The organism is Deinococcus terrestris, assembly GCF_009377345.1.
In the GTDB taxonomy this organism is placed as follows: domain Bacteria; phylum Deinococcota; class Deinococci; order Deinococcales; family Deinococcaceae; genus Deinococcus; species Deinococcus terrestris.
Genome location: NZ_WBSL01000005.1, coordinates 132,140 through 158,345, shown reverse-complemented (window position 1 = coordinate 158,345; position 26,206 = coordinate 132,140). Strand labels below are relative to the sequence as shown.

The 26,206-nt window shown below is 67.6% G+C and carries 30 protein-coding genes; 19 read left to right on the top strand and 11 right to left on the bottom strand.

Annotated elements, in window-relative coordinates; genetic code table 11:
• Position 1 precedes the first annotated feature (1 nt).
• The 13 genes from F8S09_RS12115 (at position 2) to F8S09_RS12055 (ending at position 12,522) form a co-directional block, all read left to right on the top strand.
• Positions 2-1,054 carry a M42 family metallopeptidase gene (locus tag F8S09_RS12115; RefSeq protein WP_152871744.1) on the top strand — a complete coding sequence of 351 codons (1,053 nt, stop codon included), beginning with the start codon at positions 2-4 and terminating at the stop codon, positions 1,052-1,054.
• A 63-nt stretch (positions 1,055-1,117) separates the two neighbouring features.
• Positions 1,118-1,681 carry a DUF4126 domain-containing protein gene (locus F8S09_RS12110; protein ID WP_152871784.1) on the top strand — a complete coding sequence of 188 codons (564 nt, stop codon included), beginning with the start codon at positions 1,118-1,120 and terminating at the stop codon, positions 1,679-1,681.
• A gap of 272 nt (positions 1,682-1,953) precedes the next feature.
• Entirely contained in the window at positions 1,954-2,343 is a 390-nt protein-coding gene (locus F8S09_RS12105) for a P-II family nitrogen regulator (RefSeq protein ID WP_152871743.1), read from the top strand.
• Entirely contained in the window at positions 2,340-3,650 is a 1,311-nt protein-coding gene (locus F8S09_RS12100) for an ammonium transporter (protein WP_152871742.1), read from the top strand. Before F8S09_RS12105 ends, F8S09_RS12100 begins: the two co-directional genes overlap by 4 nt.
• Before the next feature lie 302 nt (positions 3,651-3,952).
• Positions 3,953-4,249, top strand: coding sequence for a V-type ATPase subunit subunit G family protein (locus F8S09_RS12095; RefSeq protein WP_265469047.1), 297 nt, complete (start codon positions 3,953-3,955; stop codon positions 4,247-4,249).
• On the top strand, positions 4,246-6,315 hold the full coding sequence (locus F8S09_RS12090) for a V-type ATP synthase subunit I (RefSeq protein ID WP_322618785.1): 2,070 nt from the start codon (positions 4,246-4,248) through the stop codon (positions 6,313-6,315). The genes F8S09_RS12095 and F8S09_RS12090 overlap by 4 nt, the downstream gene beginning before the upstream one ends.
• A gap of 16 nt (positions 6,316-6,331) precedes the next feature.
• Positions 6,332-6,631: a V-type ATP synthase subunit K gene (locus F8S09_RS12085; protein ID WP_152871740.1), complete on the top strand. Its 300-nt coding sequence runs from the start codon at positions 6,332-6,334 to the stop codon at positions 6,629-6,631.
• Position 6,632: 1 nt separating this feature from the next.
• Positions 6,633-7,193 (top strand): V-type ATP synthase subunit E, encoded by a 561-nt coding sequence (locus F8S09_RS12080; protein WP_152871739.1) that lies wholly within the window; start codon positions 6,633-6,635, stop codon positions 7,191-7,193.
• Positions 7,194-7,204: 11 nt separating this feature from the next.
• Entirely contained in the window at positions 7,205-8,188 is a 984-nt protein-coding gene (locus F8S09_RS12075) for a V0D/AC39 family V-type ATPase subunit (protein WP_152871738.1), read from the top strand.
• Positions 8,185-8,526 (top strand): V-type ATP synthase subunit F, encoded by a 342-nt coding sequence (locus tag F8S09_RS12070; protein WP_152871737.1) that lies wholly within the window; start codon positions 8,185-8,187, stop codon positions 8,524-8,526. Before F8S09_RS12075 ends, F8S09_RS12070 begins: the two co-directional genes overlap by 4 nt.
• Before the next feature lie 87 nt (positions 8,527-8,613).
• Positions 8,614-10,374 carry a V-type ATP synthase subunit A gene (locus F8S09_RS12065; RefSeq protein ID WP_152871736.1) on the top strand — a complete coding sequence of 587 codons (1,761 nt, stop codon included), beginning with the start codon at positions 8,614-8,616 and terminating at the stop codon, positions 10,372-10,374.
• Positions 10,371-11,780 (top strand): V-type ATP synthase subunit B, encoded by a 1,410-nt coding sequence (locus F8S09_RS12060; protein ID WP_322618784.1) that lies wholly within the window; start codon positions 10,371-10,373, stop codon positions 11,778-11,780. Before F8S09_RS12065 ends, F8S09_RS12060 begins: the two co-directional genes overlap by 4 nt.
• 67 nt (positions 11,781-11,847) lie before the next feature.
• Positions 11,848-12,522 carry a V-type ATP synthase subunit D gene (locus tag F8S09_RS12055; protein ID WP_152871735.1) on the top strand — a complete coding sequence of 225 codons (675 nt, stop codon included), beginning with the start codon at positions 11,848-11,850 and terminating at the stop codon, positions 12,520-12,522.
• 24 nt (positions 12,523-12,546) lie between these two features.
• On the opposite strand, the gene F8S09_RS12050 is transcribed toward F8S09_RS12055, so the two are convergent.
• From F8S09_RS12050 to F8S09_RS12040, 3 genes are read right to left on the bottom strand one after another with little or no spacing between them, the layout of a single operon-like run.
• Positions 12,547-13,122 carry an HD domain-containing protein gene (locus F8S09_RS12050; RefSeq protein ID WP_322618783.1) on the bottom strand — a complete coding sequence of 192 codons (576 nt, stop codon included), beginning with the start codon at positions 13,120-13,122 and terminating at the stop codon, positions 12,547-12,549.
• 1 nt (position 13,123) lies between these two features.
• A complete protein-coding gene (locus F8S09_RS12045; protein WP_152871734.1) occupies positions 13,124-14,095 on the bottom strand; it encodes an NAD(P)H-dependent glycerol-3-phosphate dehydrogenase in 972 nt (323 codons plus the stop codon).
• Positions 14,086-14,841: a class I SAM-dependent DNA methyltransferase gene (locus tag F8S09_RS12040; protein WP_152871733.1), complete on the bottom strand. Its 756-nt coding sequence runs from the start codon at positions 14,839-14,841 to the stop codon at positions 14,086-14,088. The genes F8S09_RS12045 and F8S09_RS12040 overlap by 10 nt, the downstream gene beginning before the upstream one ends.
• Positions 14,842-15,018: 177 nt before the next feature.
• Here F8S09_RS12040 and F8S09_RS12035 point away from each other — a divergent pair, with 177 nt between their 5' ends.
• Positions 15,019-15,492 (top strand): hypothetical protein, encoded by a 474-nt coding sequence (locus F8S09_RS12035; RefSeq protein ID WP_152871732.1) that lies wholly within the window; start codon positions 15,019-15,021, stop codon positions 15,490-15,492.
• A gap of 60 nt (positions 15,493-15,552) precedes the next feature.
• On the opposite strand, the gene F8S09_RS12030 is transcribed toward F8S09_RS12035, so the two are convergent.
• The 3 genes from F8S09_RS12030 to F8S09_RS12020 form a co-directional block, all read right to left on the bottom strand.
• A complete protein-coding gene (locus F8S09_RS12030; RefSeq protein ID WP_152871731.1) occupies positions 15,553-16,119 on the bottom strand; it encodes a DUF1802 family protein in 567 nt (188 codons plus the stop codon).
• A 67-nt stretch (positions 16,120-16,186) separates the two neighbouring features.
• Positions 16,187-17,551, bottom strand: a complete 1,365-nt coding sequence (locus F8S09_RS12025) for an O-antigen ligase family protein (RefSeq protein WP_152871730.1) — start codon at positions 17,549-17,551, stop codon at positions 16,187-16,189.
• A gap of 55 nt (positions 17,552-17,606) precedes the next feature.
• The gene (locus tag F8S09_RS12020; RefSeq protein ID WP_152871729.1) at positions 17,607-17,981 is read right to left on the bottom strand and encodes a type IV pilin protein; all 375 of its coding nucleotides are present in this window, start codon (positions 17,979-17,981) and stop codon (positions 17,607-17,609) included.
• A gap of 349 nt (positions 17,982-18,330) precedes the next feature.
• On the opposite strand from F8S09_RS12020, the gene dnaB reads away from it, so the two are divergent.
• The 5 genes from dnaB to nrdR are packed head-to-tail and all read left to right on the top strand — an operon-like array spanning position 18,331 to position 21,853.
• Complete coding sequence (gene dnaB, locus F8S09_RS12015; protein WP_152871728.1) at positions 18,331-19,677, top strand: replicative DNA helicase; 1,347 nt, start codon at positions 18,331-18,333, stop codon at positions 19,675-19,677.
• Complete coding sequence (locus tag F8S09_RS12010) at positions 19,677-20,357, top strand: NUDIX domain-containing protein (RefSeq protein ID WP_152871727.1); 681 nt, start codon at positions 19,677-19,679, stop codon at positions 20,355-20,357. Before dnaB ends, F8S09_RS12010 begins: the two co-directional genes overlap by 1 nt.
• Positions 20,358-20,390: 33 nt before the next feature.
• Positions 20,391-20,612, top strand: coding sequence for a hypothetical protein (locus F8S09_RS12005; protein ID WP_152871726.1), 222 nt, complete (start codon positions 20,391-20,393; stop codon positions 20,610-20,612).
• Between the two features lie 52 nt (positions 20,613-20,664).
• A complete protein-coding gene (locus F8S09_RS12000) occupies positions 20,665-21,390 on the top strand; it encodes an SDR family NAD(P)-dependent oxidoreductase (protein WP_152871725.1) in 726 nt (241 codons plus the stop codon).
• Positions 21,391-21,400: 10 nt separating this feature from the next.
• Positions 21,401-21,853, top strand: a complete 453-nt coding sequence (gene nrdR / locus F8S09_RS11995; protein WP_285520684.1) for a transcriptional regulator NrdR — start codon at positions 21,401-21,403, stop codon at positions 21,851-21,853.
• On the opposite strand, the gene F8S09_RS11990 is transcribed toward nrdR, so the two are convergent.
• The 5 genes from F8S09_RS11990 to F8S09_RS11970 all read right to left on the bottom strand — a co-directional run bounded on the left by F8S09_RS11990 (position 21,850) and on the right by F8S09_RS11970 (position 26,178).
• Positions 21,850-22,287 carry a GNAT family N-acetyltransferase gene (locus F8S09_RS11990; RefSeq protein WP_322618782.1) on the bottom strand — a complete coding sequence of 146 codons (438 nt, stop codon included), beginning with the start codon at positions 22,285-22,287 and terminating at the stop codon, positions 21,850-21,852. The genes nrdR and F8S09_RS11990 overlap by 4 nt on opposite strands.
• Positions 22,288-22,340: 53 nt before the next feature.
• A complete protein-coding gene (locus tag F8S09_RS11985; protein WP_152871723.1) occupies positions 22,341-23,486 on the bottom strand; it encodes a thiolase family protein in 1,146 nt (381 codons plus the stop codon).
• Positions 23,487-23,500: 14 nt separating this feature from the next.
• Positions 23,501-24,262 (bottom strand): 3-hydroxyacyl-CoA dehydrogenase, encoded by a 762-nt coding sequence (locus F8S09_RS11980; protein WP_152871722.1) that lies wholly within the window; start codon positions 24,260-24,262, stop codon positions 23,501-23,503.
• A 72-nt stretch (positions 24,263-24,334) separates the two neighbouring features.
• Positions 24,335-25,291, bottom strand: coding sequence for a branched-chain amino acid ABC transporter permease (locus tag F8S09_RS11975; protein ID WP_152871721.1), 957 nt, complete (start codon positions 25,289-25,291; stop codon positions 24,335-24,337).
• A complete protein-coding gene (locus F8S09_RS11970) occupies positions 25,288-26,178 on the bottom strand; it encodes a branched-chain amino acid ABC transporter permease (RefSeq protein WP_152871720.1) in 891 nt (296 codons plus the stop codon). The genes F8S09_RS11975 and F8S09_RS11970 overlap by 4 nt, the downstream gene beginning before the upstream one ends.
• Positions 26,179-26,206 lie beyond the last annotated feature (28 nt).

Here is a 26,206-nt window from a genome sequence, read left to right as displayed (position 1 = left end):
CATGACCACAACTGAACTAAGGCTGGATGTCCTGCGCCACCTCTCCGACCTGAACGGCGTACCCGGTCAGGAAGACGCCGTGCGCGACTTCGTGCTCTCCGACCTCGAAGGGCTGGTGGACGAGGTGCGGGTGGACGCCCTGGGCAACGTGATCGCCCTGAAGCGCGGGCGCGAGGAGGCCGGTGGGAAGCGCGAGCGCGTGATGCTCAGCGCCCACATGGACGAGATCGGCTTCCTGGTGCGGTACATCGACGAGAAGGGCTTCCTGCGGGTGCAGGCGCTGGGCGGCTTCGACACCCGCAACCTGTTCGCCCGCAACGTCACGGTGCATACGCGCGGCGGCACGCTCCCCGGCCTGCTGACCCCCGGCGGTCGTCCGGTCCACATCGCCACCCCGGAAGACCGCAAGAAGGTCCCCGAGGTCAAGGAATTCTTCGTCGACCTCGGCCTGGGCGCGGACGAGATCAAAGGCCGCGTGCGGGTCGGGGACATGGTGACCCTCGACCAGACCGCCCGGCAGGTCGGCGCGATGACGGTGGGCAAGGCGATGGACGACCGCGCCAGCGTCTTCCTGCAACTGGAAGTGCTGCGGGCCTTCCGGGAGACGCGCCCCCGGCACGACGTAGTCGCCGTCTTCAGCGTGCAGGAGGAGGTCGGCCTGCGCGGAGCCATCGTCGCGGCGTATGGCGTGGAGCCGACCCTGGGCATCGGCCTAGACGTGACGCTCGCGGTTGATACCCCCGGCGTCGGCCCCGACGAGGCGGTCACCCGGCTGGGCGAGGGCATCGGCATCAAGGTCTTCGACTCCACCATGATCTCGACCCGCTGGCTGGTGGACGAGTTCGTGGACCTCGCGGAGAAGGAAGGCATTCCCTATCAGATGGAAGTGCTCGCGCTGGGAGGCACCGACGGCGCGGCCATCCAGCGCACGCGGGCGGGGGTGCCCACCCTGACCCTCAGCCTGCCGACGCGGTACATCCACACCATTGTGGAAGCCGTTCACGAGACGGACCTGCGGGCCGGGGTGGACCTCCTGGTCGCCTATCTGCGCTGACTCTGGTCCACCCACATGGCCCGCCCCGTGCAACCCGCCGGGGCGGGCCGCGTATGGAATGGTATGGAACTTCTCTCCGGTCTGCTGTCCTCGCTGGGCCTGTCGGGGGCGGCGGGGCTGAATGCCTCCATCCCGCTGCTGCTCGTGGGGCTGCTCGCGCGGTTCGGGGCGCTGGACCTTGCCGCCCCCTTCGACCTGCTGGCGAATCCCTGGGTACTGCTGGGCATCGGAGTGCTGGGGCTGCTGGACTTCGTTGGGGACAAGATCCCCGGTGTGGACCACGCGCTGCACCTCGTCGGCGGGGTGGTGAACGCGGCGGCAGGGGCAATTCTCTTCGCCGCACAGACGGGCGTGGCCGAGGTGCCCCCGGCGCTGAGCCTTGCGCTGGGCTTTGTCGTGGCGGGCGGAGTCCACGCGACCCGCGCCGCCGTGCGCCCGGTCGCCACCGCCACGACGGGCGGTGTCGCCAACCCGGTCCTCAGCGCGGCCGAGGACGGGGCCAGCCTGGGCCTGAGCGTGCTGGCGGTTTTTGCGCCGGTGCTCGCGGTGCTGGGGCTGGCAGGGGTGCTGATCTTTGCGGCGCGGCTGTGGACGCGGGTGCGGGGGCGCCAGGCCACTTCCTCCTGAGCCCTGAAGCCGGGGAGAGGTCTTGGGGCCTCTCCCTTCTGCTGTCGCCCGGCGAGCCGAGGGGCTGTGCCCGGTCCGCAACTTGTTCGCCTATTCGGTAACGTTTCGCCTTAATAGGCGAATATTTGGAAAATTTTGCGAAAATATCCGCAGATCGTCTGTAAAAGTCTGGACAATTTGCAGTTAGGCCGTTGACGCTGGGAGTGTATGCGCCTACGCTGGGGTCAGGTGGGCAGGCTTCTGGACCCCCTGTGCGCCGACAAGGAGCCAGCATGAAACTGATCACGGCGGTTGTGCGCCCCGAGCGGGTGGGGCAGGTCAAGGAGGCGCTGTTTCGGGCGGGGATCAGTGGGCTGACGCTGAGCCGCGTGTCCGGCCACGGCGGCGAGCAGGAGATCGTCGAGCACTACCGGGGCACCCAGGTGATGATCGAGTTCCGCGAGAAAGTGGAGTTCCGCATGGCGGTCAGCGACGCCTTCGCGGAGGCGGCGATCCGCGCGATTTGTGAAGGCGCCCGCACCGGGGAGGTCGGTGACGGCAAGATCTTCGTGCAGCCGCTGGAGCGCGTGGTCCGCATCCGCACGGGTGAGGAGGACGGGGCGGCCCTCACGCCCGTCACCGAGCGTCAGCTCACGCCGGTCGCGGTGGGGGGGGCCGGATGACCGCCGCGCCGCTGAGGTCCGCACTGCTGCTGCTCTTGCTGGGGGGCGGCGCCCTCGCGCAGGCTCCCGCCGCCGCTCCCGACTCCGGCGACACCGCCTGGATGCTGGTGTCGGCGGCCCTGGTCCTGCTGATGACGCCGGGGCTGGCCTTTTTCTACGGGGGCCTGAGCCGCTCGGCCAGCGTGCTGAACACCATGATGATGAGCTTCGCGTCCATCGGGCTGGTGGGCGTGCTGTGGACGCTGGCGGGGTACACCCTGGCGTTCGGCGAGGGCGGGGGGGCCTTGATCGGGGGTTTGGGCAACCTGGGGCTGGAGGGCCTGACTGGGACCCTGACCGGCACCGTCCCCTCCTCCGTGTTCGCGGCCTTCCAGGCGATGTTCGCCATCATCGCGCTCGCGCTGATCAGCGGGGCGGTGGTCGAGCGGATGCGCTTCGGGGCCTTCCTGCTGTTCGGGGGGCTGTGGAGCCTGCTGATCTACGCGCCGCTGGCCCACTGGGTCTGGAGCGCCGACGGCTGGCTCTTTCAGCTCGGGGCGCTGGACTTCGCGGGCGGCACGGTTATCCACATCGCGGCGGGGGTCAGTGCGCTGGTGGCGGCGTGGGTGCTGGGGCCGCGCCTGGGCTATCCCCGCGCGGCGCACGTGCCGCACAACGTTCCCTTCGTGCTGCTGGGCGCGGGGCTGCTGTGGTTCGGCTGGATGGGCTTCAACGCGGGCAGCGCCCTGGCCGCGAACCAGACGGCCGCGCTGGCGCTGCTCACCACCCTGGTCGCGCCCGCCGCTGCGCTGCTGACCTGGCTGGGCTGGGAGGCGAGCCGCACCGGCAAGCCCACCGCCGTGGGCGCGGCGACTGGGCTGGTCGTCGGGCTGGTGGCGATCACGCCCGCGTGCGCCTTTGTGACCCCCTGGGCCGCGCTCGTGATCGGGGCGCTGGGCGCGACCGCGAGCTTCTGGGCGGTGCAGGCCAAGCGCCGCCTGCGGGCCGACGACGCCCTCGACGTGTTCGCCTGCCACGGGGTCGCGGGCATCGTGGGGGCGCTGCTCACCGGGGCCCTGGCCTGGACCACCGGCAGCGGGGAGGCCGTGGGGCCGCAACTGCTGATTCAACTGGTCGGCGTGGTCGCCAGCGTGGCCCTGACCGGCCTGGGCAGTTTCGTGCTGCTGCGGCTGGTCGGTGTGCTGATCCCGCTGCGCGTCCCCCCCCAGCAGGAGGTCGGCGGCATGGACCTCAGCGCCCACAGCGAGCAGGGCTACCGTGAGGCCGACGGTGGGTTGGGGTCCCCGGTGTTCGTGGGCGGCGACTGAGCGGCGCGAGCCTCTCCCCCTGACCTCTCCTCACCGTTTTTTGCCGAAGCGGCCCGCCCTCACCGCGTGGGGGCGGGTCTTGCCTGTAGCGGGGTGGGCGGGCGGGACGCTTGCCCTCCGGGAGCAGAATGAAGCCTGTGTTAGGATGGGCCGCGAGTCTGACAGCAGATTAACCTACAGTCGGGCCACCAACCGCATTCCAGAGCACCCCCCGGAACCCGCCCTGACGGACGGGGCTTTCGCACGGGTGGGCTGGGCCACGAAGGGAAAGGAGGAGGGAGTTGGACGTCTCAAGTCGAGTCTTGAGTGAACTGGCCAGTCGCGAGGCAGCCCTGGACGCGCAGATCGAAGCGGCCCGCGAGGAAGCGCGGCGCGAGGTCGAAGCGGCCGAGGCTCAGGCGGCCCGCATCCTCGCGGACGCGCAGGCCCGCGCGGCGCAGATGCAGGCGCAGCACGATCAGGAGCTGGGCAGTGAGGCCGAGCGCATCCGCGCGGAAGCCCGCGCCCGCGCCGAAGCCGAAGCACAAGCGACCCGCGAGCGGGCGAGCACCCGCGTGCAGCAGGCCGCCGAACTGATCCTGAGGGCGGTGCTGCCGTGATCAACCCCATGCAGCAGGTCGTGATCGCCACCCGCCAGCGCGGCAGCGAGGCGGTCATCACGGCGCTGCAAGACGCCGGGGTGCTGCACCTCAAGCCCATCACCGGAGGGCCGCTCTCGACGGGGTCGCTCGCCGGGCAGGACGCGCAGTCGCGCCGGGAAGACGAGCGACTGCTCGCCCGCGCCGACAGCACCATTGCCGAACTCGGGGCCTACCGTCCCGCTCCTGCCGCCCTGCCCCCGCAGGAGGACTGGGAGCGCGTGGTCGAGGAAGCGGCCGGGCCGGTCTCGGCGCTCGCCCGCCAGCGGCAGGAGCTGCAGGCGGACCTCGACGCGGAAGCTGCCTACGGGGACGCGGTGCGGACCCTCGCCCGGCTCTCCGGGGGGGTGGACCGCAGCCGCCGCCTGACGGTGGTGCCCTTCTTGCTGCAGCCCACCGACAACCTCGCGGAACTGGAAGCGGCCCTGCAGGGCACGCTGAAAGACCGCTACGCGCTCGCCACCGACGTGGCCGGACCCAACCGGGTCGGGCTGATCGCCGTGCTGCGCGGGGACCGGGACGCGGCGCGCGCGGCGCTCTCGCGCGTGCGGCTGGGCGAACTGCGGCTGCCGGGACGCTTCGACAGCATGAGCCTGTCCGAAGCTGCCCTCGCCTTCGACCAGATCCGGCAGCAAGGTCCCGAGCGTCAGCGCCAGCTGGGCGAGCAGCGCGAGGCGTTGGCCCGCACCCACGGCCCCGTGCTATACGCCGTGCGCGACGCCCTGAAAGACCGGGTCGCCATTCACGACGTGCGGGCCGTCTCTGCGCGGGGCAAGTACAGTCTCGCGATGCAGGGCTACGTCCCGGTCGACCGGGTGCCTGCCCTGACGGCGGCGCTGGGCCGCTTCGGGGACGCGGTGGCCTACGAGCTTCACCCCGTGGACGAGCACCACGACCACGCGGTGCCCGTGCAGCTCAAGAACAACGGCTACGTGCGGCCCTTCCAGCTCGTCATGGGGCTGATGAGCCTGCCCCGCTACGGCTCCTTCGACCCCACCTGGGTCATCGCGCTGTTCTTCCCGCTGTTTTTCGGGATCATCATCGCGGACATCGGGTACGGGCTGCTGTTCCTGCTCTTCGGCCTGTGGCTGCTGGGCAAGGCGCGGCGCAACGAAGGCTGGGACCTCAGCTTCTTCGGGGCTTACGTGCCGCCCGCGACCCTGCGCGACCTCGGTTTCGTCACCAACGTGATGGCGGGCTGGAGCATCCTGTGGGGCTTCCTGACGGGCGAGTTCTTCGGCACCCTGCTGGAGCACATGCACTTTTTCTACATCAATCCCGGCCTGCTCGACCGGCTGTGGGGCTGGACGGGCCTGACCTTCCCGGTCGAGGCCGAGAGGCTGCGGGAAGGTTATTACAGCGGCCTGATCCCCATCGTCTTCCCCCGTCTGGAAACCGAGTACTTCGCCAACGTCGCGCTGGTGTTCGCGCTGCTGTTCGGGGTCCTTCAGGTCCTGTGGGGCTGGGGCATCCGCGTGCAGCAGGGCATCAAGCACCGTGACCCGGTGCACACCTGGGAGGGAATCGCCCTGTTCGGTGGGGTGGGGGCGCTGATCCTGCTGGCCTTCATCTCGCGTGCCGCGCAGGACTTCTCGCTCCTGACCGACCTTACCAACCCGCTGGTCTGGCTGATGATTCTGGGCTTCGCCCTGTTCATCATCGGCTACCTGCGCGTGATCAAGCACTACCCGCTGCTGCCCATCGAACTGATGAGCCAGGGCGGTTCGGTCGTGAGCTACGCCCGTATCTTTGCGGTCGGGCTGGTGTCGGCCATCCTCGCCAAGCTCTGCACCGATCTGGGCTGGAGCCTCTACGAGAACATCGGATTCCTGGGCATCATCCTGGGCATCCTGGTGGGGGCGGTGCTGCACTTCTTCGTGCTGGCGCTGACCCTGATCGGCCACATCATCCAGCCGCTGCGTCTGCACATGGTCGAGTTCCTCAACCCGACCGGCTTCAACGCCGAGACCAGCCCCGCCTACAACCCCCTTCGCCGCCTCAGCCCTGCACAGGGGCAGGCCAAATAACCCAGGAGAGTTGCCCATGACCAAGTACAACAAGATCGTCCTCGCGTCCCTCGTCTTCGCCCTCGCCAGCAGCGGTCTGGCCCAGGAGGCCGCCGAGGCCGCCAGCAACTCCAGCCAGGAAGGCCTGATCGCCGTCGGCAAGGGCCTGGCCCTGGGTCTGGGCGCGGTGGGCACCGGTCTGGCGCAGGCCCGCATCGGCTCGAGCCTGGTGGGCGCCGTGGCCGAGGACCCCAGCAAGGCGGGCTCGCTGCTGCTGTACTTCCTGATTCCCGAAACCCTCGTCATCTTCGGCTTCCTCGCGCTGTTCCTGATCTGACATGGCCCTCGACAAGCTTCTCGAACACGAGGCGCAGGGCGAGATCGAGCGCATCCGCGCCGAGGCCCGTGACCGCGCCGGGCAGATCCTGGCGCAGGCCCAGGAACGGGCTCAGGCGCTCGTCGAGAGCCGCGCCCGCGCCCTGGACACCCAGCGTCAGGCCGGACTGGTCCGCGCCCGCTCGGCCGCTGACCTCGAACTCAATGCCGCGCGGCTTACGGCGGGCGAGCAGGGCCTCTCGCAGGTGTACGCACTCGTGGAGTCGCAACTGCGCGACATCACCGGGCTGCCCGAGTACCGCGAGATTCTGGCCCGGCTGCTCGCGCAGGCCCGTCAGGCGATTCCCGACGCCGAGGCCGTGGAAGTGAGCCCGCAGGACCTCGCGCTGGCGCAGGACCTCGTCACCGACCTGCCGGTCCGGGCCAATCCGGGCATTCAGGGCGGGGTGCGGGTCGTGGCCCGCGGCGGCAAGAGCGGGATCACCAACACGCTGCCGGGCCGCCTGGAGCGGGTCCGCGCGGAACTGGCGCCGCAGGTCAGCCGCCTGCTCGCCGGGGAATAAGGACCCGACTGATGCCCGACGACTACGCTTACATCAACACGCGCGTCCGCGTGATGCGGACCAAGCTGCTGGACGGGCGCGCCCTTGACTCGGCGCTCGCGGCGGGCAGCTACCAGGAATTCCTGCGCGTCCTCGCCGAGACCGAGTTCGCCTCCGAGTTGCGCGAGGCGACCGCCGAGGGCGCGGGCCTGTCCGAACTCGACCGGGCGCTGTCGCGGAACCTGTTCGCGACCACCCAGCGGGTGCTGGGTTTCGCGGACGGGCAGGCCCGGCGCGAGGTCGAAGTCCTGCTGATGAAGTGGGACCTCGCCAACCTCAAGACCATCGCCCGTGGGCTGGTCGGCGGGCGCGGGGGCGAGGCCATCGTGGAAGGCCTGATTCCCGGCGGCACCCTGCGCCCGGCGGCCCTCCAGACGGCGGCGCAGAGCAGCGACCTCGCGAGCGCGGCGGCGGCCATCGCCGTGACCGGGCACCCGCTCGCGCGGGCCTTCCGGTCGGCGGCCTCGGCGTACGCGGGGGGCGGGCGGCTGCTTGACCTCGAGGTCGCGCTCGACCAGGGCTACTACCGCCACACCCTCAAGGTGGCCCGCGAACTCAGCCTGCGCCGCTACCTGTCGCGCGAGATCGACGTGACCAATGCCCTGATTGCCCGCACCGCGCGGGCGCAGGGCGCGGCGCTCGATCCTGCCCTCTTCGTGCCGGGGGGCAGCCTCGACGCGGGCGGCTTCGCGCGGCTCGCGGGCGGGGACGCCGGGGGCAGCGCGGACATCGCGGCCATCCTGGAAGCCCCCTCGCTGGAGGAGGCGGAAGTCGCGGCCCGCACCCTGCTCGACCGCACCGCCCGCAACGTGGCAGTTTCGGATGTGGAAGGCGTGGGCATCATCCTCGACTTCCTGCGGCGCAAGGAAATTGAGATCGCCAAACTCCGCCTGATCGGGCGCGGCAAGTTCTACAACCTGCCCACCGAGCAGATTCGCCGGGAGGTGCAGGCATGACCGGGACTCAGACCCAACGGGTGGCCGTCCTCACCGACGCCGAAACCGCGACGGGCTACCGCCTCGCGGGGGCCGAAGTGATCGAGACCACGCCCGGCGAGGCAGTCTCGGCCCTTGAGCGCCTGATCGTGGAGGGCCGTTACGGCCTCGTGGCCGTGGACACCGGTCTGGTGCCCGATCCGGCGACGGCCACCGCGCGGGTGATGCGCGGACGCGACCTGCCTATCCTGCTGCCCATTCCCAGCCTGCGTGACGCCTTTGCCACCGACACGGTGGACGCCAAGGCGTACATGGGCAAGCTGGTGCGGGACACCATCGGGTTCGATATCAAGCTTTAAGGTGGTGGGGACCGGGTTTTGGGCGTCAGGGCCATCATTTCCTGATCCCTGACGCCTGACGCCTCACCCCTCTCCCAAGGAGAAAGAATGACGCAGACCAAGCAGGGCGTCGTGCAGAACATTGCTGGACCGGCCGTCATCGCCGGGGGCATGTACGGCGCGAAGATGTACGACATCGTGCGCGTGGGCAAGGAGCGCCTCGTGGGCGAGATCATTCGCCTCGACGGCGACACCGCCTTCGTGCAGGTGTACGAGGACACCTCGGGCCTGACCGTGGGTGAGCCGGTGGTCACCACCGGGCTGCCCCTCTCGGTGGAACTGGGGCCGGGGATGCTCAACGGCATCTACGACGGCATTCAGCGCCCCCTCGACAAGATCCGCGAGGCTTCGGGTGACTTTATCGCCCGCGGCATCGAGGTTTCCAGCCTCAACCGCACCCAGCGCTGGGCCTTTACCCCGACCGTGCAGGCCGGGGACAGCGTGCAGGGCGGCACCATCCTGGGCACCGTGCCCGAGTTTTCCTTCACCCACAAGATCCTGACGCCCCCCGACCAGCAGGGCCGTCTGCGCTGGGTCGCCGACGCCGGTGAGTACACCATCGACGACACCATCGCCGAACTGGAAGACGGGACCAAGCTCCGGCTCGCGCACTACTGGCCGGTCCGTGCGCCGCGTCCGGTGGCCAGGAAGCTCGACCCCAGCCTCCCGTTCCTCACCGGGATGCGCATCCTCGACGTGATGTTCCCGCTGGTGATGGGCGGCGCGGCGGCGATTCCCGGTCCCTTCGGCTCGGGCAAGACCGTGACCCAGCAGTCGGTCGCCAAGTACGGCAACGCCGACATCGTGGTGTACGTGGGCTGCGGCGAGCGCGGCAACGAGATGACCGACGTGCTGGTCGAGTTCCCGGAACTGGAAGACCCCAAGACCGGCGGCCCCCTCATGCACCGCACCATCCTGATCGCCAACACCTCGAACATGCCGGTGGCGGCGCGTGAGGCGTCGGTGTACACCGGGATCACGCTGGCCGAGTACTTCCGCGACCAGGGCTACTCGGTCTCGCTGATGGCCGACTCGACCTCCCGCTGGGCCGAGGCGCTGCGCGAGATCTCCTCCCGCCTCGAAGAAATGCCCGCCGAGGAAGGCTACCCGCCCTACCTGGGCGCCAAGCTCGCCGCGTTCTACGAGCGTGCGGGTGCGGTGACGACCCTGGCCGGGGAGGACGGCGCCGTGTCCGTGATCGGCGCGGTGTCGCCCGCCGGTGGGGACATGTCCGAGCCCGTCACCCAGGCGACCCTGCGTATCACCGGCGCCTTCTGGCGTCTGGACGCGGGGCTGGCCCGCCGCCGCCACTTCCCGGCGATCAACTGGAACGGCTCGTACTCGCTGTTCACGCCCATCCTCGACGGCTGGTACCGCGAGAACGTGGGCCAGGACTTCCCCGAGCTGCGCCAGCGCATCGGCAACCTGCTCCAGCAGGAAGCCAGCCTCCAGGAAGTCGTGCAGCTCGTCGGCCCCGACGCCCTGCAAGACCAGGAGCGCCTGATCATCGAGGCGGGCCGCATGCTCAGGCAGGACTTCCTCCAGCAAAACGGCTTCGACCCGGTGGACGCCTCGGCCTCCATGCCCAAGAACTACGGCCTGATGAAGATGATGCTGAAGTTCTATGACGAGGCGGAAGCCGCGCTCCGCAACGGCGCCACCATCGACGAGATCATCCAGAACCCCGTCATCGAGAAGCTGTCCCGCGCCCGCTACGTCGCCGAGGGTGAATTCATGGCGTACGGCGAGGGCGTGATGGATGAACTCGACGTGACCTTCAAGAACGCTGCCAAGGGAGTGACCGCGTGACCCTCCTGAAAAAGGAATACAACGACGTCGCCTATATCTCCGGACCGCTGCTGTTCGTGAACGCGGCGTCCGACCTGGCCTACGGGGCCATCGTGGATATCCGTGACGGCAACGGCCGCACCCGTGGCGGGCAGGTCATCTCGGTCTCCACCGAGAACGCCGTCATTCAGGTGTTTGAGGAAACCCGTGGCCTCGACCTCGCTACCGCCTCGGTGAGCCTCGTCGAGGACGTGGCCCGCCTGGGCGTGAGCAAGGAAATGATCGGCCGCCGTTTCGACGGCCTGGGCCGCCCCATCGACGGGCTGCCGCAGGTGGTCGCGGACAAGCGGCTGGACATCAACGGCCAGCCCATGAACCCCGCCGCCCGCGAGAAGCCCGAGGAGTTCATTCAGACCGGGATCAGCACCATTGACGTGAACACGTCGCTGATTCGCGGCCAGAAGCTCCCGATCTTCTCCGGCTCGGGCCTGCCGCACAACGAACTCGCCGCGCAGATCGCCCGTCAGGCGAAGGTGCCGGGGCACGAGGGCGACTTCGCGGTGGTCTTCGCCGCGATGGGCCTGACCCAGCGCGAGGTTTCGTTCTTCACCCAGGAGTTCGAGCGCACCGGGGCGCTGGCCCGTTCGGTGCTGTTCCTCAACCGCGCGGACGACCCCGCCGTGGAGCGGCTGCTGACCCCCCGTATGGCGCTGACGACCGCCGAGTACCTCGCGTTCGAGCACGGCTACCACGTGCTGGTCATCCTGACCGACCTCACGAACTACTGCGAGGCGCTGCGCGAGATCGGCGGGGCGCGTGAGGAGATCCCCGGTCGCCGCGGCTTCCCCGGCTACATGTACACCGACCTCGCGAACCTCTACGAGCGGGCGGGCGTGGTGCAGGGCAAGCCGGGCTCGGTGACCCAGATCCCGATTCTCTCCATGCCCGACGATGACATCACCCACCCCATCCCCGACCTGACCGGGTACATCACCGAAGGGCAGATCGTGGTGGACCGTGGCCTGAACGCCAAGGGCATCTTCCCGCCCATCAACCCGCTGCCCAGCCTGTCGCGCCTTCAGGGCAACGGCATCGGCAAGGGCAAGACCCGCGCGGACCACAAGAACGTGTCCGACCAGCTCTTCGCGGCCTACGCGAACGGCCTCGACCTGCGCAAGCTCGTGGCGATCACGGGTGAGGACGCGCTGACCGAGACCGACAAGCTGTACCTGCGCTTCGCCGACGATTTCGAGACGTACTTCATCGGCCAGGGCGGTCAGGACCGCTCCATCGAGGAGAGCCTGACCGTCGCGTGGGGCATCCTCTCGAAGCTGCCCCAGAGCCAGCTCACCCGCCTTTCGCGCGACTCCATCGACAAGTTCTACGGCACCAAGGTCGACGAGATGTGGCGCGGCAACCGCATCTGAACGTGTGGGGAGGGGTAGATTCCCCTCCCCGCCACGCGGAACACTCGGCCCACAAGGGAGGTGAACTATGGCAGGACAGATCAGCCCCACCCGCTCGGCCCTGCTCGCCAGCAAGGCCAGCCTCAAGACGGCCAGCGGCGGCGCGGACCTGCTCAAGCGCAAGCGTGACGCCCTGATCGGCGAGTTCTTCGCGCTCGTGCGGGACGCGCTCGCGGCGCGCGAGCAGCTCGCGGGCGTCAGCAAGGGCGCCTACACCAGCCTCTTCGGCGCCAAGGCCTGGGACAGCCCCGAAGCGGTCGAAAGCCTCAGCCTCGCCGGAGCCGGCGACTACGCGGTCGACATGCAGATCGAGAGCATCTACGGGGTGAAGGTGCCGCGCATCAACATCCCGGAGCGGCAGCAGCAGGTCAACTTCAGCCCGATTAACGTCGGCGCCCGGACCATTCAGGCGGCGACCGACTTCGGCGGGGTGCTCGAAGCCATCGTGAAGGTGGCCGCGACCGAGACCAAGCTGCGGCGCATCGGCGAGGAGATCAAGAAGACCTCCCGCCGCGTGAACGCGCTCGAACAGGTCGTGATTCCCGGCATTCAGGACGACATCCGCTTCATTCGCGGCGTGCTTGATCAGCGCGAGCGCGAGGAGAGCTTCCGCCTGAAGAAGATCAAGGCCAAGCTCGAACGCGAGAAGGAAGACGCCGATCAGGCCCCCCAGGGCGGCCAGCACGGCAGCGCCGCCGACTGATCCCGGCAGCCGGAGACACCGCCCTCACGAGGGGCGGTTTTTCTGTTCCAGCTCGCGCAGGGCTTGCCGGAGGTTGGTCCGGGCTTGGGCGTCCAGTTCCGCAAATTCCGGCGTCGTGTAAATGCGTTCGCGGTCCAGAAAGCCCCGCAGGACCTGCGCCCGCCCCGTCCGGTAAGCCTCCTCGGGGACGAAGCTGTATTCCTGCCGGATGGCCCGGTCGTAGGCGGCGAAGGTGGCCGGGTCCGCGCCGAGGATGCTCAGGTCAGCGTCGACCAGCACCCCCTCCTCCCGCGTAGAGGGTGGGTCGGTGTGCCGGGTGGCGAGGATGAGCGCCCGAACCTCCCGGATCAGGCTCGCGTCCGCGCCTTCCGCCGTCAGCCACTCCCCGAACAGGGCCGCACTCCGCGCCTCGTTATCCCCGGCCCTGGGGTCATAGATCAGGTCGTGGCCCCACGCGGCGAGGGCGAGGGTGGGAGTCAGCGCCCCCCGCGAGGCGAGCGCGTCCAGCACAGCTTCCACATGCCCAGCCGTGTGATACGCCCGTTCAGGCTCGGCGTAGAGGGGCCGGGCGAAGATTTCCGCCCGCGCCAACAGCGTCACCTCACCCCTCGATTTCGGGCTTGGCGTCCCGTTCCATCAGGCTGGCAATACCCACATCCGGGGACCATTCGCCCGACGTGACCCGCGCGACGGCCCGCACGATGGGGAGGTCGTGGCCGTGGGCGGTGGCCCAGGCTTCCAGCAGCCCCGCCGTCCGCAGGCCCTCCACGACCTTGCCCCCCTGCGCCGGATTCTCACCCTGCGCGATGGCCTCGCCCGCCGCGCGGTTGCGGCTGTGGCGGCTGGTGGCCGTGGCGACGAGGTCCCCCAGCCCGCTCAGGCCGTAGGCGGTGTCCTCGTGGGCGCCCTGCGAGACGAGGTAACGGCTCATCTCACGCAGGCCACGGGTGATCAGGGCAGCCTTGGCGTTGTCCCCCAGCCGCAGCCCGTCGCCCATTCCGGCGGCGAGGGCGATCACGTTCTTCAGCACGCCGCCGAGTTCCACGCCCACCTCGTCGCGGCTGGTGTAGACGCGCAGGGTGGGGGAGACGAGGGAGGCTTGCACGGCGCGGGCCAGGTCAACATCCGCGCTCGCCACCACCGTGGCGGCGGGCAGGCCCCGCCCCACCTCCTCCGCGTGGTTGGGACCGCTGAGGACCGCCACCCGCCCGAACCCCAGCTCCCGTGCGAGGTCGGTCAGCCGCCCACCGTCCGGCCCCAGCCCCTTGGCGCACAGCACCACGCCGAGGCGGCGCGGCAACTCGGCCAGCAACTCCGGCACACCCACGCTGGGAACGACCACCAGCGCGAAATCGGCTCCGTCGACTGCTTCCCCCAGGTCAGAGGTGACGCCCACCGCGTCCGGCAGGGTCACGCCCGGCAGGTACTCGCGGTTCTCGCGGACCTCCGCGAGCCGGGCGGCGAAGTCGGGGCGGCGTGCCCACAGGGTCGCCTGCCCCCCCGCCCGTGCCACCGCCACCGCCAGGGCTGTGCCCCAGCCCCCCGCGCCCAGCACGGGCACGCTCAGGCCCATGCGAACACCCACACGCGCGGCGTTTCCGGGGTCGGCAGGGCGTAGTCGGGGTATTCCACGATCTCCCAGTGCCCAAAGCCTGCCGCCCGCAGCAGTGGATCGAGGTCGGCGGGGTCGTAGCCGCGCTCACGGTGCGTCTCGGTGAACTCCTCCCAGCCGCCCTGGCCGTCCTCCACCCGGCAGAAGGCCTGCACAATCCCCAGGTCCGCTTCCGGGTCGTGGTGGTGCGACCAGTGGTAGTGGACCTCGCGCCCGTCCGGGGTGGTCGCCAGCCCCTCCACCGCGCCGCCCTCCCACAGCTCGCGCACGCCCAGGCGGGTGTTCAGGTCACAGGCGAGCAGACTGCCCGGCCGCAGGTGTGCCCGCGCTCGCCCCAGCGCCGCGCCGAGGTCCTCCGGCGTGAGCAGGTTGTTCAGGCTGTCGAACACGCAGCTCACGAGGTCGAAGGTCTGGCCCAGATCGAAGGTCCGCAGGTCGCCCACCGTCAGGTCCACCTCGGCAGGCAGACGCCCACGGGCCACCGCCAGCATGTCCGCGCTGCCGTCCAGCCCGGTCACCGTCCATCCCGCCTGATACAGCTCACGGGTAAAGCCCCCGGTGCCGCAGGCGAGATCGAGGGCTGCGCCCCCCTCCAGGCCACCGTCGCGGGCGTAGGTCAGGACGAAATCCGCCCAGTGGTCATACTCCACGTCGGCCATGATCGCGTCGTAGACGGCGGCGAGGGCGGTAAAGGGCCGGTGCTGCATGGAGGTCACTCTAGCAGCGCGGCTCCTCTCCTCAAGGCCCAGTCAGGTAGTCGCCCACTTCTGCCCCCACCATGAGTCCCCGGTGAGTCGGCCGGGAAGGGTAGCCCCGTAGCCCAGAGCGGTGGTGGCGGGTACGGTGGGGACGTTTCCGCAGTTCATCTCCCAGGAGGTTCCACCATGCAAAAGATGCTGATTGTCGCCGCCCTCGGCACCCTGGCCCTCTCTTCGTGCAGCGTGTTCGGCACCCGCAGCGCCGCCGTGTCGGGCCAGCTCAAGGGCTTCAGCGCCAACCAGAACCTCGGCCTCGCGGTCGTGGGGTTCAACAACGGTCAGTACACCAACGACAGCACGCAGGTGCAGGTGATCGACAAGTTCCTGACCGGGGGCTACACCCTGACCCTGCCGCGCGACGTGCCCTACGGCACCTACCGCGTGATCGTCTTCCGCGACGCCAACAATGACGGCCGTTACACGGCTGGCGAGCCGGTCCTCAGCCGCGACAACGGCAAGGTCTTGGTCTACTCGCAGCGTGACAATGCCCTGTTCGCTGGGTCCACGGTGGGCTGGAACATCTATGACACCAGGACCCGTCAGGTGCAGACCACCCTTCTGAACAACTACGACCTCGAGGCGGTGGCCGCCGGGCAGTGAGCGGCGCGTCAACAAAGAAGGGGGAGGGGGAGGCTTGCGGGCCTCCCTCTCCTCTTTGCCTCACGCCTCGTGGGCCTTCAGCCGGGTCTCTATCTCCATCTGGAGCCGTTCCAGCTCAGGTTCAGGCAACGCGGGCTCGTTGGCCTCGACCTCCACATCCCTCAGCGGTACCCAGCTCACGCAGCCCAGCATCTCGGGCGTCTCGTCCAGCACCAGCGGCTCACGCAGCGGACGCACCCGCAGCAGCAGGGCGTGAACCCAGGGCCGGTTCCGGTAATGAAAGCGGCGTTCGATGGCCCCCGCCGTCAGCGCCTGATAAGGCTCCAGCGCGAGCGCGGCTTCCAGCGACTCGACTTTGTGAACGGCCACGACCTCCGCCAGCGCGGGCAGCACGATCTGGCCGGGGTGCGGGTCTTCGCGCAGCCGTCCGGCGAACTCGGGCCGCAGTTCTGCCGGATTCTGGTGCAGGAAGGTGGGGTAGAGCAGGAAACGGCGGTATTCGACCTCGAAACCGCCGTGCGTCTCCATGATGCCGCCCTTGCGGATCAGAAGGGGTGACTGCCCGGCGACTAGGGCCTGACACTGGGTGTCCCATTCCTTGAGGGCGGTGTGGGGGGTGGTGGTCATGGGGAGAGGGTAGCGTGAGGGAGCAAAGAATTTCTAAGACTCCCCGCTCTAATAAACCCAAGTCCGCTTAAACATCTTGTCCTGATTTTATGTTCGCTACATGAACCCCCAGCAGAATGGCCGCTAACCCGGTTACTGGCACTGTTACAAACCATGCTAGTAGGTATATGCCATATGCAATGAAAGGCAAGAGACTGAGAAAAGCAGACGCTTTAACGCATTTATATAAATATCTTGTTAGTGAAATAATAAAGATTCCAAAGATCAGTACTCCAGTTAGTCCTTGCGAATATAATATGTCAAGTAAAGAGTTATGTGGAGCAAAATAATTAAGTAAAACTGGTACTGTCTTGTCGTCGAGATCTTTATATGCTGCAGAATCATTGATGCGCACCATCTTTTGATGTGGCTGTAGGCCCAGCTCTAGTCTGAATAACCTATCTCCATCTTTATCGGAGATATGGGTATACCATAGCTGATTGTATGTTTGTGGACCCCATCCAAGCAATGGACGCTCTTTAAACAACAAATATGCTGATTTCCATAAAATAAAGCGGGTTTCGAGTGTAGTGGTGCTCCTAATATTTTTGGCATCTGCTGTCGCATCAACCCAGCCGATTGAATGGAAATATACGTTTGCGACGCCCAGCGGCTTATATAAACTTAAAGATAATAATCCAACCAAAGGTATAATCAATATGTATAGATTCAGCTTACCTAAGTGAAATATAATAAATAAGATCAGACTCGCTATAATTGCTATTATAGCTGCTGAATTCGTCGTACAGCTCAGCGCTGTGCAAGATAGTGTAAAAATGACCCAGAATTGCCAACTATTGTAGTTCTTTCTAAACCAATAGAGTGGCATGAGGCTAAATATTAGAAGCAGGCCAGCCAGGTGCCCTCTATGACCAATAGTGACAGAAGGGAAAGGAGATGTCAAAGTGAGATAACGCTCAACAATACCATTTAAGGGACGAAATCCCATATATTCGAATATGACCAGTAAATTTATTATGACTATCAACACGACAAGCCCAAATATGGAAACTCTCTCTGCGGTACTATAGAGTAGAAATACAATAATTGATAGCAAAATAAATATCGTTCCGGCTTGATTGGAGGGAGTACCGAACCAAGATATTCCCTCGCTTACTGATGTCATCGTGGATATAACGGTGGTGAAACCAAATAGTGTCAGCCACCAAACATAGCTGGGCTGTCTGGAAATGCCATGCAGAAATTCAGAAACACTATGTCTGGGACGTCCAGTGTATCTTAGAAGGAGTCCTATAAAAACTACACACCCCAGGAGAACAAGTCGAGGGGTGACAAAAATATTTGCTGTCTCATTTGAAGGTAAAACCAGCAAACCATAAATTAAGGGAACTGTTGAAAGGAAATAATATTCTATATTATTTGGTTTTAACATTTCAGTCTCCCACAGGCTGTGGGCGGCCGCATGGCCGCCCACAGCTCACTACGGATTAGTTGGCGCTAATGTTGCTAGGAGTGACGGTGTAGGTGTTCTTGCCGCGAGTGTCGCTGATGGTGAAGGAGTAGTTGCTGACCGTGGTTACAACACCACCGATTTCAATCTCAGGTTTCGCGCAGCCGGCGCTGGCACCATCAAGCGCGATAAGCGCATCTTTTGTAGCGGCGGTGAGTACATAGGTTTGACTATCAATCTGCTTTGTCGCCAGCGCTGTCTGAAGGCTCTTAGCGCAGGCCTGAGCAGCCGTGTCATACGCACGCTTCTGGGCTCCCAGCAGGTTGGGAATCAGCACCGCCGCCAGAATGCCGATGATGGCGATCACGATCAGCAGCTCGATGAGGGTAAAGCCTTGGGTTCCGTTCTTCATGGTGATCTCCTCGGTTGGCCGTCGGGATAAGGAATCGGGAGAAGGTCCCTCGGGCCGGAAATTGCTGTGCAGGTGCGGGTGTCTCCCGTCCTTGCTGAGGAAAGGTTATTCAGGAAGCTCTAACAGAGGTCTTACGCTTGCGGGCGTCTGTCGGGGGGGTCGGGGGGGTAGGCAAAGGGGGGTGGTATGATGCGCGGCAGTTCGGTCCTGCCCGTCGCTCCGGCGCGGGGAGGCGAATGGCCCGCAAGGCCCCACCCCAATTCCCATCCTGCACGTGCCCCGCGCCCTGGCCCCAGCGGTCAGGTAGCGCAGGCTGGCCCCGCCGCCGCGCGTGCCCCGAAAGGTCTGCATGGAAGTGACCCCCCGCGTGCCCCCGCACAGCAACGACGCCGAAATCAGCGTGCTGGGCAGCATTCTGCTGGACAACGACACCCTCTCGGCCCTGGGCGATACCGTCACCGCCGAGATGTTTTACCGGGAGGGCCACCGCAAGATCTTCGCGGCGATGCGGACCCTTCAGGACCGGGGCGAACCCGTTGACCTTGTGACGCTCAGCGAGGACCTCCGGGTCAGGGGGCAGCTCGACGAGGTGGGCGGCGTGACTTATCTGGTCGGACTGGCCGATCAGGTGCCCACCGCCGCCTACGCCGAGCATTACGCCCGTATCGTGCAGGAAAAGCACACGCTGCGGCAGCTCATCAGCGCGTCGGGCAAGGCGATGCAGCTTGCCTACGAGGCCCAGATGCCCCTCGAAGACCTGCTTGACCGTGCCGAGAAGATGATCTTCGAGGTGGCCGAGCAGAAGAAAAAGGGCGAGGCGTTCCAGGCCATGGGCGAGGTCGTCCATGACACCTTCGAGTACATCACCCTGCTGCACGCCAACAAGGGCATTCCCGACGGCGTGAGCAGCGGCTTTCGCGACCTCGACGAGCAGATTTCCGGGTTGCAGAAGGGCAGCCTCAACGTGCTGGCGGCCAGGCCGAGTATGGGAAAGACTGCGTTCGCCCTCTCCATCGCCCAGAATGTCGCCCTGCGCGGTGAAAAAACGGTCGCCGTCTTCAGTCTGGAGATGCCCTCTGTCCAACTTGCCCTGCGCATGCTGTGCAGTGAAGCGCGGGTGGACATGAACCGCATCCGCTCGGGGCAGCTCAACGAGCGCGACTTCGAGCGGCTCGCGCACGCGGCGGGGCGGCTGGCCGAGGCGCCGATGGTGATCGACGACGAGCCGGACCTCACCCTCAACGCCCTGCGGAGCAAGCTGCGGCGCATCGCCGCGCAGCACGGGCAACTTGGCCTCGTCGTGATCGACTACCTGCAACTCATGTCGGGCGGCAAGAGCAGCGGCGGCAGCGACAACCGCCAGCAGGAGATCAGCACGATCTCGCGTGGCCTCAAGGGGCTGGCCCGCGAGCTGGAAGTGCCCATCATTGTTCTGAGTCAGCTCAGCCGTGCGGTGGAACAGCGGCCGAACCATAGGCCGATGCTCTCCGATCTCCGTGAATCGGGTGCAATTGAGCAGGACGCAGATATCGTGATGTTTATTTACCGCGACGAGTACTACAACAAGGAAACCGACCAGCAGGGCATCGCGGAAATCATCATCGGCAAGCAGCGCAACGGCCCGGTGGGCACGGTGCGGTTGCAATTCCACTCCGCGCACGTCCGCTTCAACGACCTCGCGCCGGAGGGCATCTGATGCCGGAGGACGTGAAGGGCGCGGCGACGGGTCAGGGGAATAACCAGCGGCGTCGGCGGCGGCGGCGCACGCCCCGGCCCCCGGCCCCGGCGGGTCCCGGTCAGGTGTCGGCGGCCACGGCGGTCCCGGTCCCCGCCGCCCCTCAGAAGCGCGGGCAGAAGCGGGCGCTCGCGGCCCCCCGCATCGGGGTGGGCTGCATCGTGCTGCGCGGCGACGAGATCCTGCTGGTGCGCGAGCGGGGTCGCTGGTCGCTGCCCAAGGGCGGGCTGGAGACGGGCGAACTCGTGCAGGAGGGCGCCCGCCGCGAGACCTACGAGGAAACCGGGCTGGTCGTCGAACTGCGCGACCTCGCCTTTATCGTGGAGTTTCAGGCGCAGACCTGGGGGCACCACCTCCAGTTCTTCTACACCGGGCGGGAGGTGGGCGGCAGCCTCGCCCCGCGCGACCCCGACCGCGACGTGCAGGAGGCCCGCTTCGTCCCCATCCGGCAACTGCGCGAGTTTATCCGCTTCCGGCCCCGGCTGGTGTCGCTGGAAACGTGGCTGCGCGAGCGGCGGCCCCGGCACTTCGTCTTCAACCTCGACAAGGAACCCGCCATGCTCCGCAAGCGGCGCCGGGTGGGCGTGGGCGCGGTGGGGCCGGACCTCTCCGACGATCCGACGGACGAGGCCGACCTCTAATCCACCCCCGAACCGTTCTGTTATCATCAGAATATGAAACGGTCTTTACGTGGCTATGGGCACACGGAAGGCGAGCCGCAGCACCCGGCGAGTGGGCGCGGGTACGCCCACGTCTGCCCTTCCTGCGGTCAGGGGATGGACCTTTACGACCTGCGCGACGGCGATCAGGCGTACTGGTGCGTGCCCTGCGCCCGCGGCCACCGGGCGGGCGATCCGCCACCGGGGGCGCTACGCCCGCTACCCGAGGCGAGCTGACTCCTCTCCCTGTGCCCCCGGCCTCTCATGGCGGGGGCGTTATCCTGAACCCATGAGTCTTCCCGCTGCCCCGGCCCCCCTTCCGCCTGACCTTCCTGTTCTCTCCGGGCAGGTCGTGGCGGTCACGGGGGCCGACCAGGGCTACGGGCGGGCGGTGAGTGCGCGGCTGGCGCGGGCGGGGGCCAGCGTGATCCTGATCGGGGGAAACTCCGAGTCGCTCGCCGCCGCCGCGAGCAGCCTGGAACTCGCGGGGGGCACCGCGATTCCCCTTAAGGCCGACGTGGGGGTGCCGCTGGACTGGCTGAGCGCCCAGAACCGCATCCTCGAAATCTTCGGGGCGCTGCACGGCATCGTGCATCTGGCCGACAAGCGGGCGCACAGCGACTTCACCCTGCTCAGTGAGGGCGAGTGGATGGACCTGTTCAACTGCAACGTCAAGAGCAGCGTCGCCATCGCGCAGATCGTCCGGCGCCGCCTCAGCGGGACGTGGCTGACCATCGTGGGACCGCACCTCGACGAGCAGGGCCTGCACGTCTACCCCCAGCGCGGGGCGATTCGCGGCCTGGTCGAACACGCCCACCTGGAGGACCTGCGGGTCAACCTCGTGCTGCCGTCGCGGGCCAGCGGTGGGGACGAGGCGCTCGACCGGCCCCTGGGAGACGCGGTGCTCGCGCTGGCCGCCCCCTCGCTCGCGCACCTGCGTGGGGTGGTGCTGGAGGTGCCGCTGCCGCCGCTGCCCAGGGTGCGCCCGACCGAGGCCGAGGCCCTGCTCCGGTGAGCCGCCGCCCGTGAGGTGCCCCTACTGCTCGGCCCCCGACTCGCGGGTGGTCAACTCGCGCCCCAGCGATGACGGCGCTTCCATCCGCCGCCGCCGCGAGTGCCTGCGCTGTGCGCGGCGCTTCACGACCTACGAGCGGGCGCAGCTTGAACCGCTGATGGTGGTCAAGCGCGGCGGCCTGCGCGAGGCCTTCAACCCCGACAAGCTGCTGCGCGGCCTGACCCTCGCCACCGAGAAACGCCCGGTGGACCCCGAACGGCTTCGCGCTTTCGCCTACGGCTTCGAGGACGAGGTGGGCGTGCCGGAAATCGCCAGCGGCGAGATCGGCAAGCGGGCGATGGCCTTCCTGCGCCCGCTGGACGACGTGGCCTATATCCGCTTTGCCAGCGTGTACCGCGACTTTGACAGCCTGGAGAGATTCATTGAGGAGATTCGCGGACTGAAAGAAGGGGAGGAGGGCTAGGACAGCTTCGCGTGGGTGGTCCGGTAAAAGGCGTTGGTCGGAGTGTTCACAAGGTCGCGGGTGTTGTGAAAGCCCAGCGAGCGGTTAAAGGCGAGCTGCTCCGGTCGGTCGTCCGTGAGCAGCACCATCTGCATGACGTGGGCGTACCTCTCCAGCACGGCCCCCATCAAGGCCCGGCCCACGCCCTGACGCCGCCACTCCGGGCGGACGAGGAGGTCCTGCACGTACAGGAGGCTCACGTCGTCGGTGACGCCGCGTGCCAGACCGATCAGGGCACCGGCCTCGTCCCGCGCGGTCCAGACGAAGCCGGACTGCCCCACGGCGCGGGCCAGCGCCTGCGGGTCGCGGGTGTAGCTTGTCCAGCCCACCGAGCCGTAGAGGCTCAGGAGTTCGGGGAGGCTGGGTAGCGAGCCGGAAGCGACAGTGAACGGCACCCCGTCATCCTGCCTGCTGGCCCCGGCGACGCGCATCAGCCAAGCGGCGGGGGCTACACCCGCTCGATCACCGTCGCGGTCGCCATCCCGTGCCCGATGCACATGACCTGCAACCCCAGGGTGCCCCCGGTCGCCTCCAGTCCGGCGAGCATCTTGGCGGTCAGGCCCGCGCCGCTCGCGCCCAGCGGGTGCCCGTGCGCGATGGCCCCGCCCCAGGGGTTGACCCGGTCGAGGTCGGCGCTGAGTTCCCGCGCCCAGCCCAGCACCACCGACGCGAAGGCCTCGTTGATCTCGATCCAGTCGAGGTCGGCGAGGGTCAGGCCGCTCCTCTCCAGCGCCTTGCGGGTCGCCGGAATCACGCCCATCAGTTGCAGGACAGGGTCGTCGCCCACCGCCACCCGCGCCCGGAAGCGGGCACGCGGGCGCAGGCCGTGGGCCAGGGCCGCCTCCCGGTCGCCCACCAGCACCGCCGCCGCCCCGTCGCTGATCTGGCTGGCATTGGCCGCCGTGACCACCCCGTCCGCCCGGAAGACGGGCTTGAGGGCGGCCATCTTTTCGGGCGAGATGGCGTCACGCACCCCCTCGTCGTGGGTCAGGGTCAGGGCCTCGCCGCCCGCGTCCTGCCCCGGCGCGGGCAGCAGCTCGGCGTGCCGGGCGCGGCTGGCAGCGGCGCGGCGGTGGCTCTCGGCCGAGTAGGCGTCGAGGTCGGCGCGGGTCAGCCCCCAGCGCTCGGCGATGCGCTCGGCGCTCTCGCCCTGGTGAATCAGGGCCACCTTGCCCAGCAGCTCGGGGTTGAGGTTCTCGAAGCCCCCGCCGATGTCGCTGAACATCGGGGTGCGGGTCATGGATTCCACCCCGCAGCCCACCGCGTAGGTCTGGTCGCCCGACTGCACCCCCTGCGCCGCGAAATGCACCGCCTGCTGCCCGCTGCCGCACATGCGGTTGAGGCTCACGGCGGGCACCTCGGCGGGAAACCCCGCGAGCAGTACGGCCAGCCGCCCGATATTGGCCCCCTGCTCGCCTGTCTGGGTGACGGCCCCGGTGACCACGTCCTCCACCCTCGCCGGGTCGAGGCCCGCCCGCTCCACCAGTCCCCGCAGGGTGTGGGCCAGCAGGGCGTCGGGGCGGGTATCGCGGTACGCCCCCCCGCGCCGGGCGTAGGGGGTGCGGACAGCTTCCAGAATCACGGCTTCGCTCATGGGGTCATTGTCCGTCACCGCGGCCCCATGCGAATGGCGCCGTCCAGCCGGATCGTCTCGCCGTTGAGCATGGGGTTCTCGAAGATGTGGCGCACCAGCGCGGCGTACTCGTCGGCGCGGCCCAACCGGGAGGGAAAGGGCACCTGCGCTCCCAGCGAGGCCTGCACCTCCTCCGGGAGTCCGGCCAGCATGGGCGTCTCGAAGAGGCCGGGGGCCACCGTGACGGCCCGGATGCCCGAGCGGGCGAGGTCGCGGGCCAGCGGCAGGGTCAGCCCCGCGACGCCCGCTTTGCTCGCGGCGTAGGCGGCCTGCCCGATCTGCCCCTCGAAGGCAGCGACCGACGCCGTGTTCACGATCACGCCGCGTTCCCCGTCCGGTCCGGGGTCGTTGTCCAGCATCGCCTGCGCCGCGAGCCGCGCCACGTTGAAGGTGCCGATCAGGTTGACCCGGATCACCCGTTCGAAGAGGTCGAGGGGATGCGGCCCCTTCTTGCCCGCCGTGGTCGCGGCCGGGGCGATGCCCGCGCAGTTCACCGCGCCGTGCAGCCCGCCGAAGCGCTCCCGCGCCGCCGCGATCGCCGCCTGAACGTCCGCCTCCTGGGTCACGTCCGCCCGCATGAAGAGGCCGCCGAGGTCTCCGGCGATGGCCTCGCCCGCCTCCGCGTTCAGGTCGAGCAGGACCGGGTACCCGCCCGCTTCCGCCACCATCCGCGCCGTGCCCGCGCCCAGCCCGGAGGCCGCACCCGTGATCAGGACCGTCTTGCCTTGCAGGTTCATGGGGCCAGGGTAGCCCGGACGCGAAAGCCCCCGCGTGGGGGCGGGGGCTGAACAGGGAGAGAGTCGGGCGGCTCAGCGTTTGCGCATCCAGTGTTGCAGGGTGCCCACCACGCCCCGGCGGAAGAACAGCACCACCAGCACGAAGACCAGCCCCGTCACGATGCCCACCGGGAGGTTCGCCGTCGTCAGCACGTCGCGCAGCAGCAGCACGATCCCCGCGCCGATGACCGGGCCGAACAGGGTGGTCGTGCCGCCCAGCAGGGTCATCATCACGACCTCGCCGGAGGTGCGCCAGTTGACGACCTCCAGGCTGACCACCCCGTGCCCGAAGGCATACATGCTGCCCGCCAGCCCCGCCAGGGCCGCGCTGATCAGAAAGGCCGTGAACTTGAACCGGGCCGGGTTGTAGCCGATGCTCTGCGCCCTTTGCTCATTGTCGCGCACGGCCTGCTGCGCCTGCCCGAAGGGGCTGCGGACCGTGCGGTAGGCGATGTAGAAACCCACCGCGAACACCGCGAGGCAGAAGTAGTACCGGGTCACCGAGTCGCTGAAATCCAGCCCCAGGAAGCCGGGGCGCTCGAAGCCCTGAAGCCCGTTTTCGCCGCCGGTCACGTCGGTCCATTGCAGCGCCAGAAAGGAGAGCATCTGCGCGAAAGCCAGCGTGATCATCGAAAAATAGATGCCCGCGCTGCGAACACTCAGAAAGGCGATAGGCACCGCCAGCGCCAGCGCCGAGAGGGTGCCCCCCAGCATGGCGACGGGCACGCTCTGCCCCTGCCCCAGCAGGTACGCCGTGACATAGGCGCTGCTGCCCCAGAAGGCCGCGTGCCCGAAGCTCAGCAGCCCGGAAAAGCCGAACAGCAGGTCAAAGGCCACCGCGAAGAGGCCCCAGGCCAGGATGTCCAGCGCGAGCACCGGGTAGATCAATCTCGGGAGCACCAGCAGCAATACCCCCAGCGCCACCAACCACGCGGCGCGGGTCATCCGCTCGCGGTCGGTGCGGGCGGCGGTTCTCGGCAGGACCGTCATCGTGCCCCCTCCGGCAGCCCGAACAGCCCGCTGGGCCGCACCAGCAGCACCAGCGCCATCAGGATGAAGACGAGGGTGTTGGCGATGGGCGGGTAGATCGCCGCCCCGACCGCCGCGAGCACCCCGACTGCAAAGCCCGTGATCACGCTACCCAGAATGCTGCCCATCCCGCCGATCACCACCACCGCGAAGGTCGTAATAATCAGTTCAGCGCCCATGTACGGCTCGACCGAGTAGATGGGCGCGGCCAGCACGCCCGCCAGCCCCGCGAGGCCCACGCCCACCCCGAACACGCCCGTGACCCACTTGCTCACGTCGATGCCGAAGGCCCGCGTCACGCCGGGGTTCTCGGTGCTCGCCCGGATGATGGCCCCCACCCGCGTCTTCTCGATCACGAACCACGTGATCAGGCAGATCAAAAGACTCAGGCCGATCACGAACAGGCGGTATTTGGGAAAGACCACGAAGCCGAGGTTCACTACCCCCGACAGCACCGGGGGCGGCGTGTAGGGGGCGCTGGACACCGCGTACTGCGAGAGCATGACCTGTTTCACGAGGTCCTGGGTCAGCAGCGTCAGCCCGAAGGTCAGCAGCAGGTTGTAGCTCGGCTCCAGCCCGTACAGCCGCGAGAGCAGCCCCCGTTCCAAGACCATGCCAATCCCGGCCACGATCAGCGGGGCCAGGATCAGCGAGGGCCAGAACCCCAGCCCGAACGCCTGCCCCAGCGCGAAGGCCGTGAACGCCCCTAGCATGTACAGCGCCCCGTGCATGAAGTTCACGATCCGCAGCATCCCGAAGATCACCGCGAGGCCGAGGGACAGCAACGCGTAAAAGGCGCCGTTCACCAGCCCGTTGAACACCTGAATCAGCAGAAGTTGTGTGTTCATGTGTTACGTCCAGAAGTCGAGGGGTCGA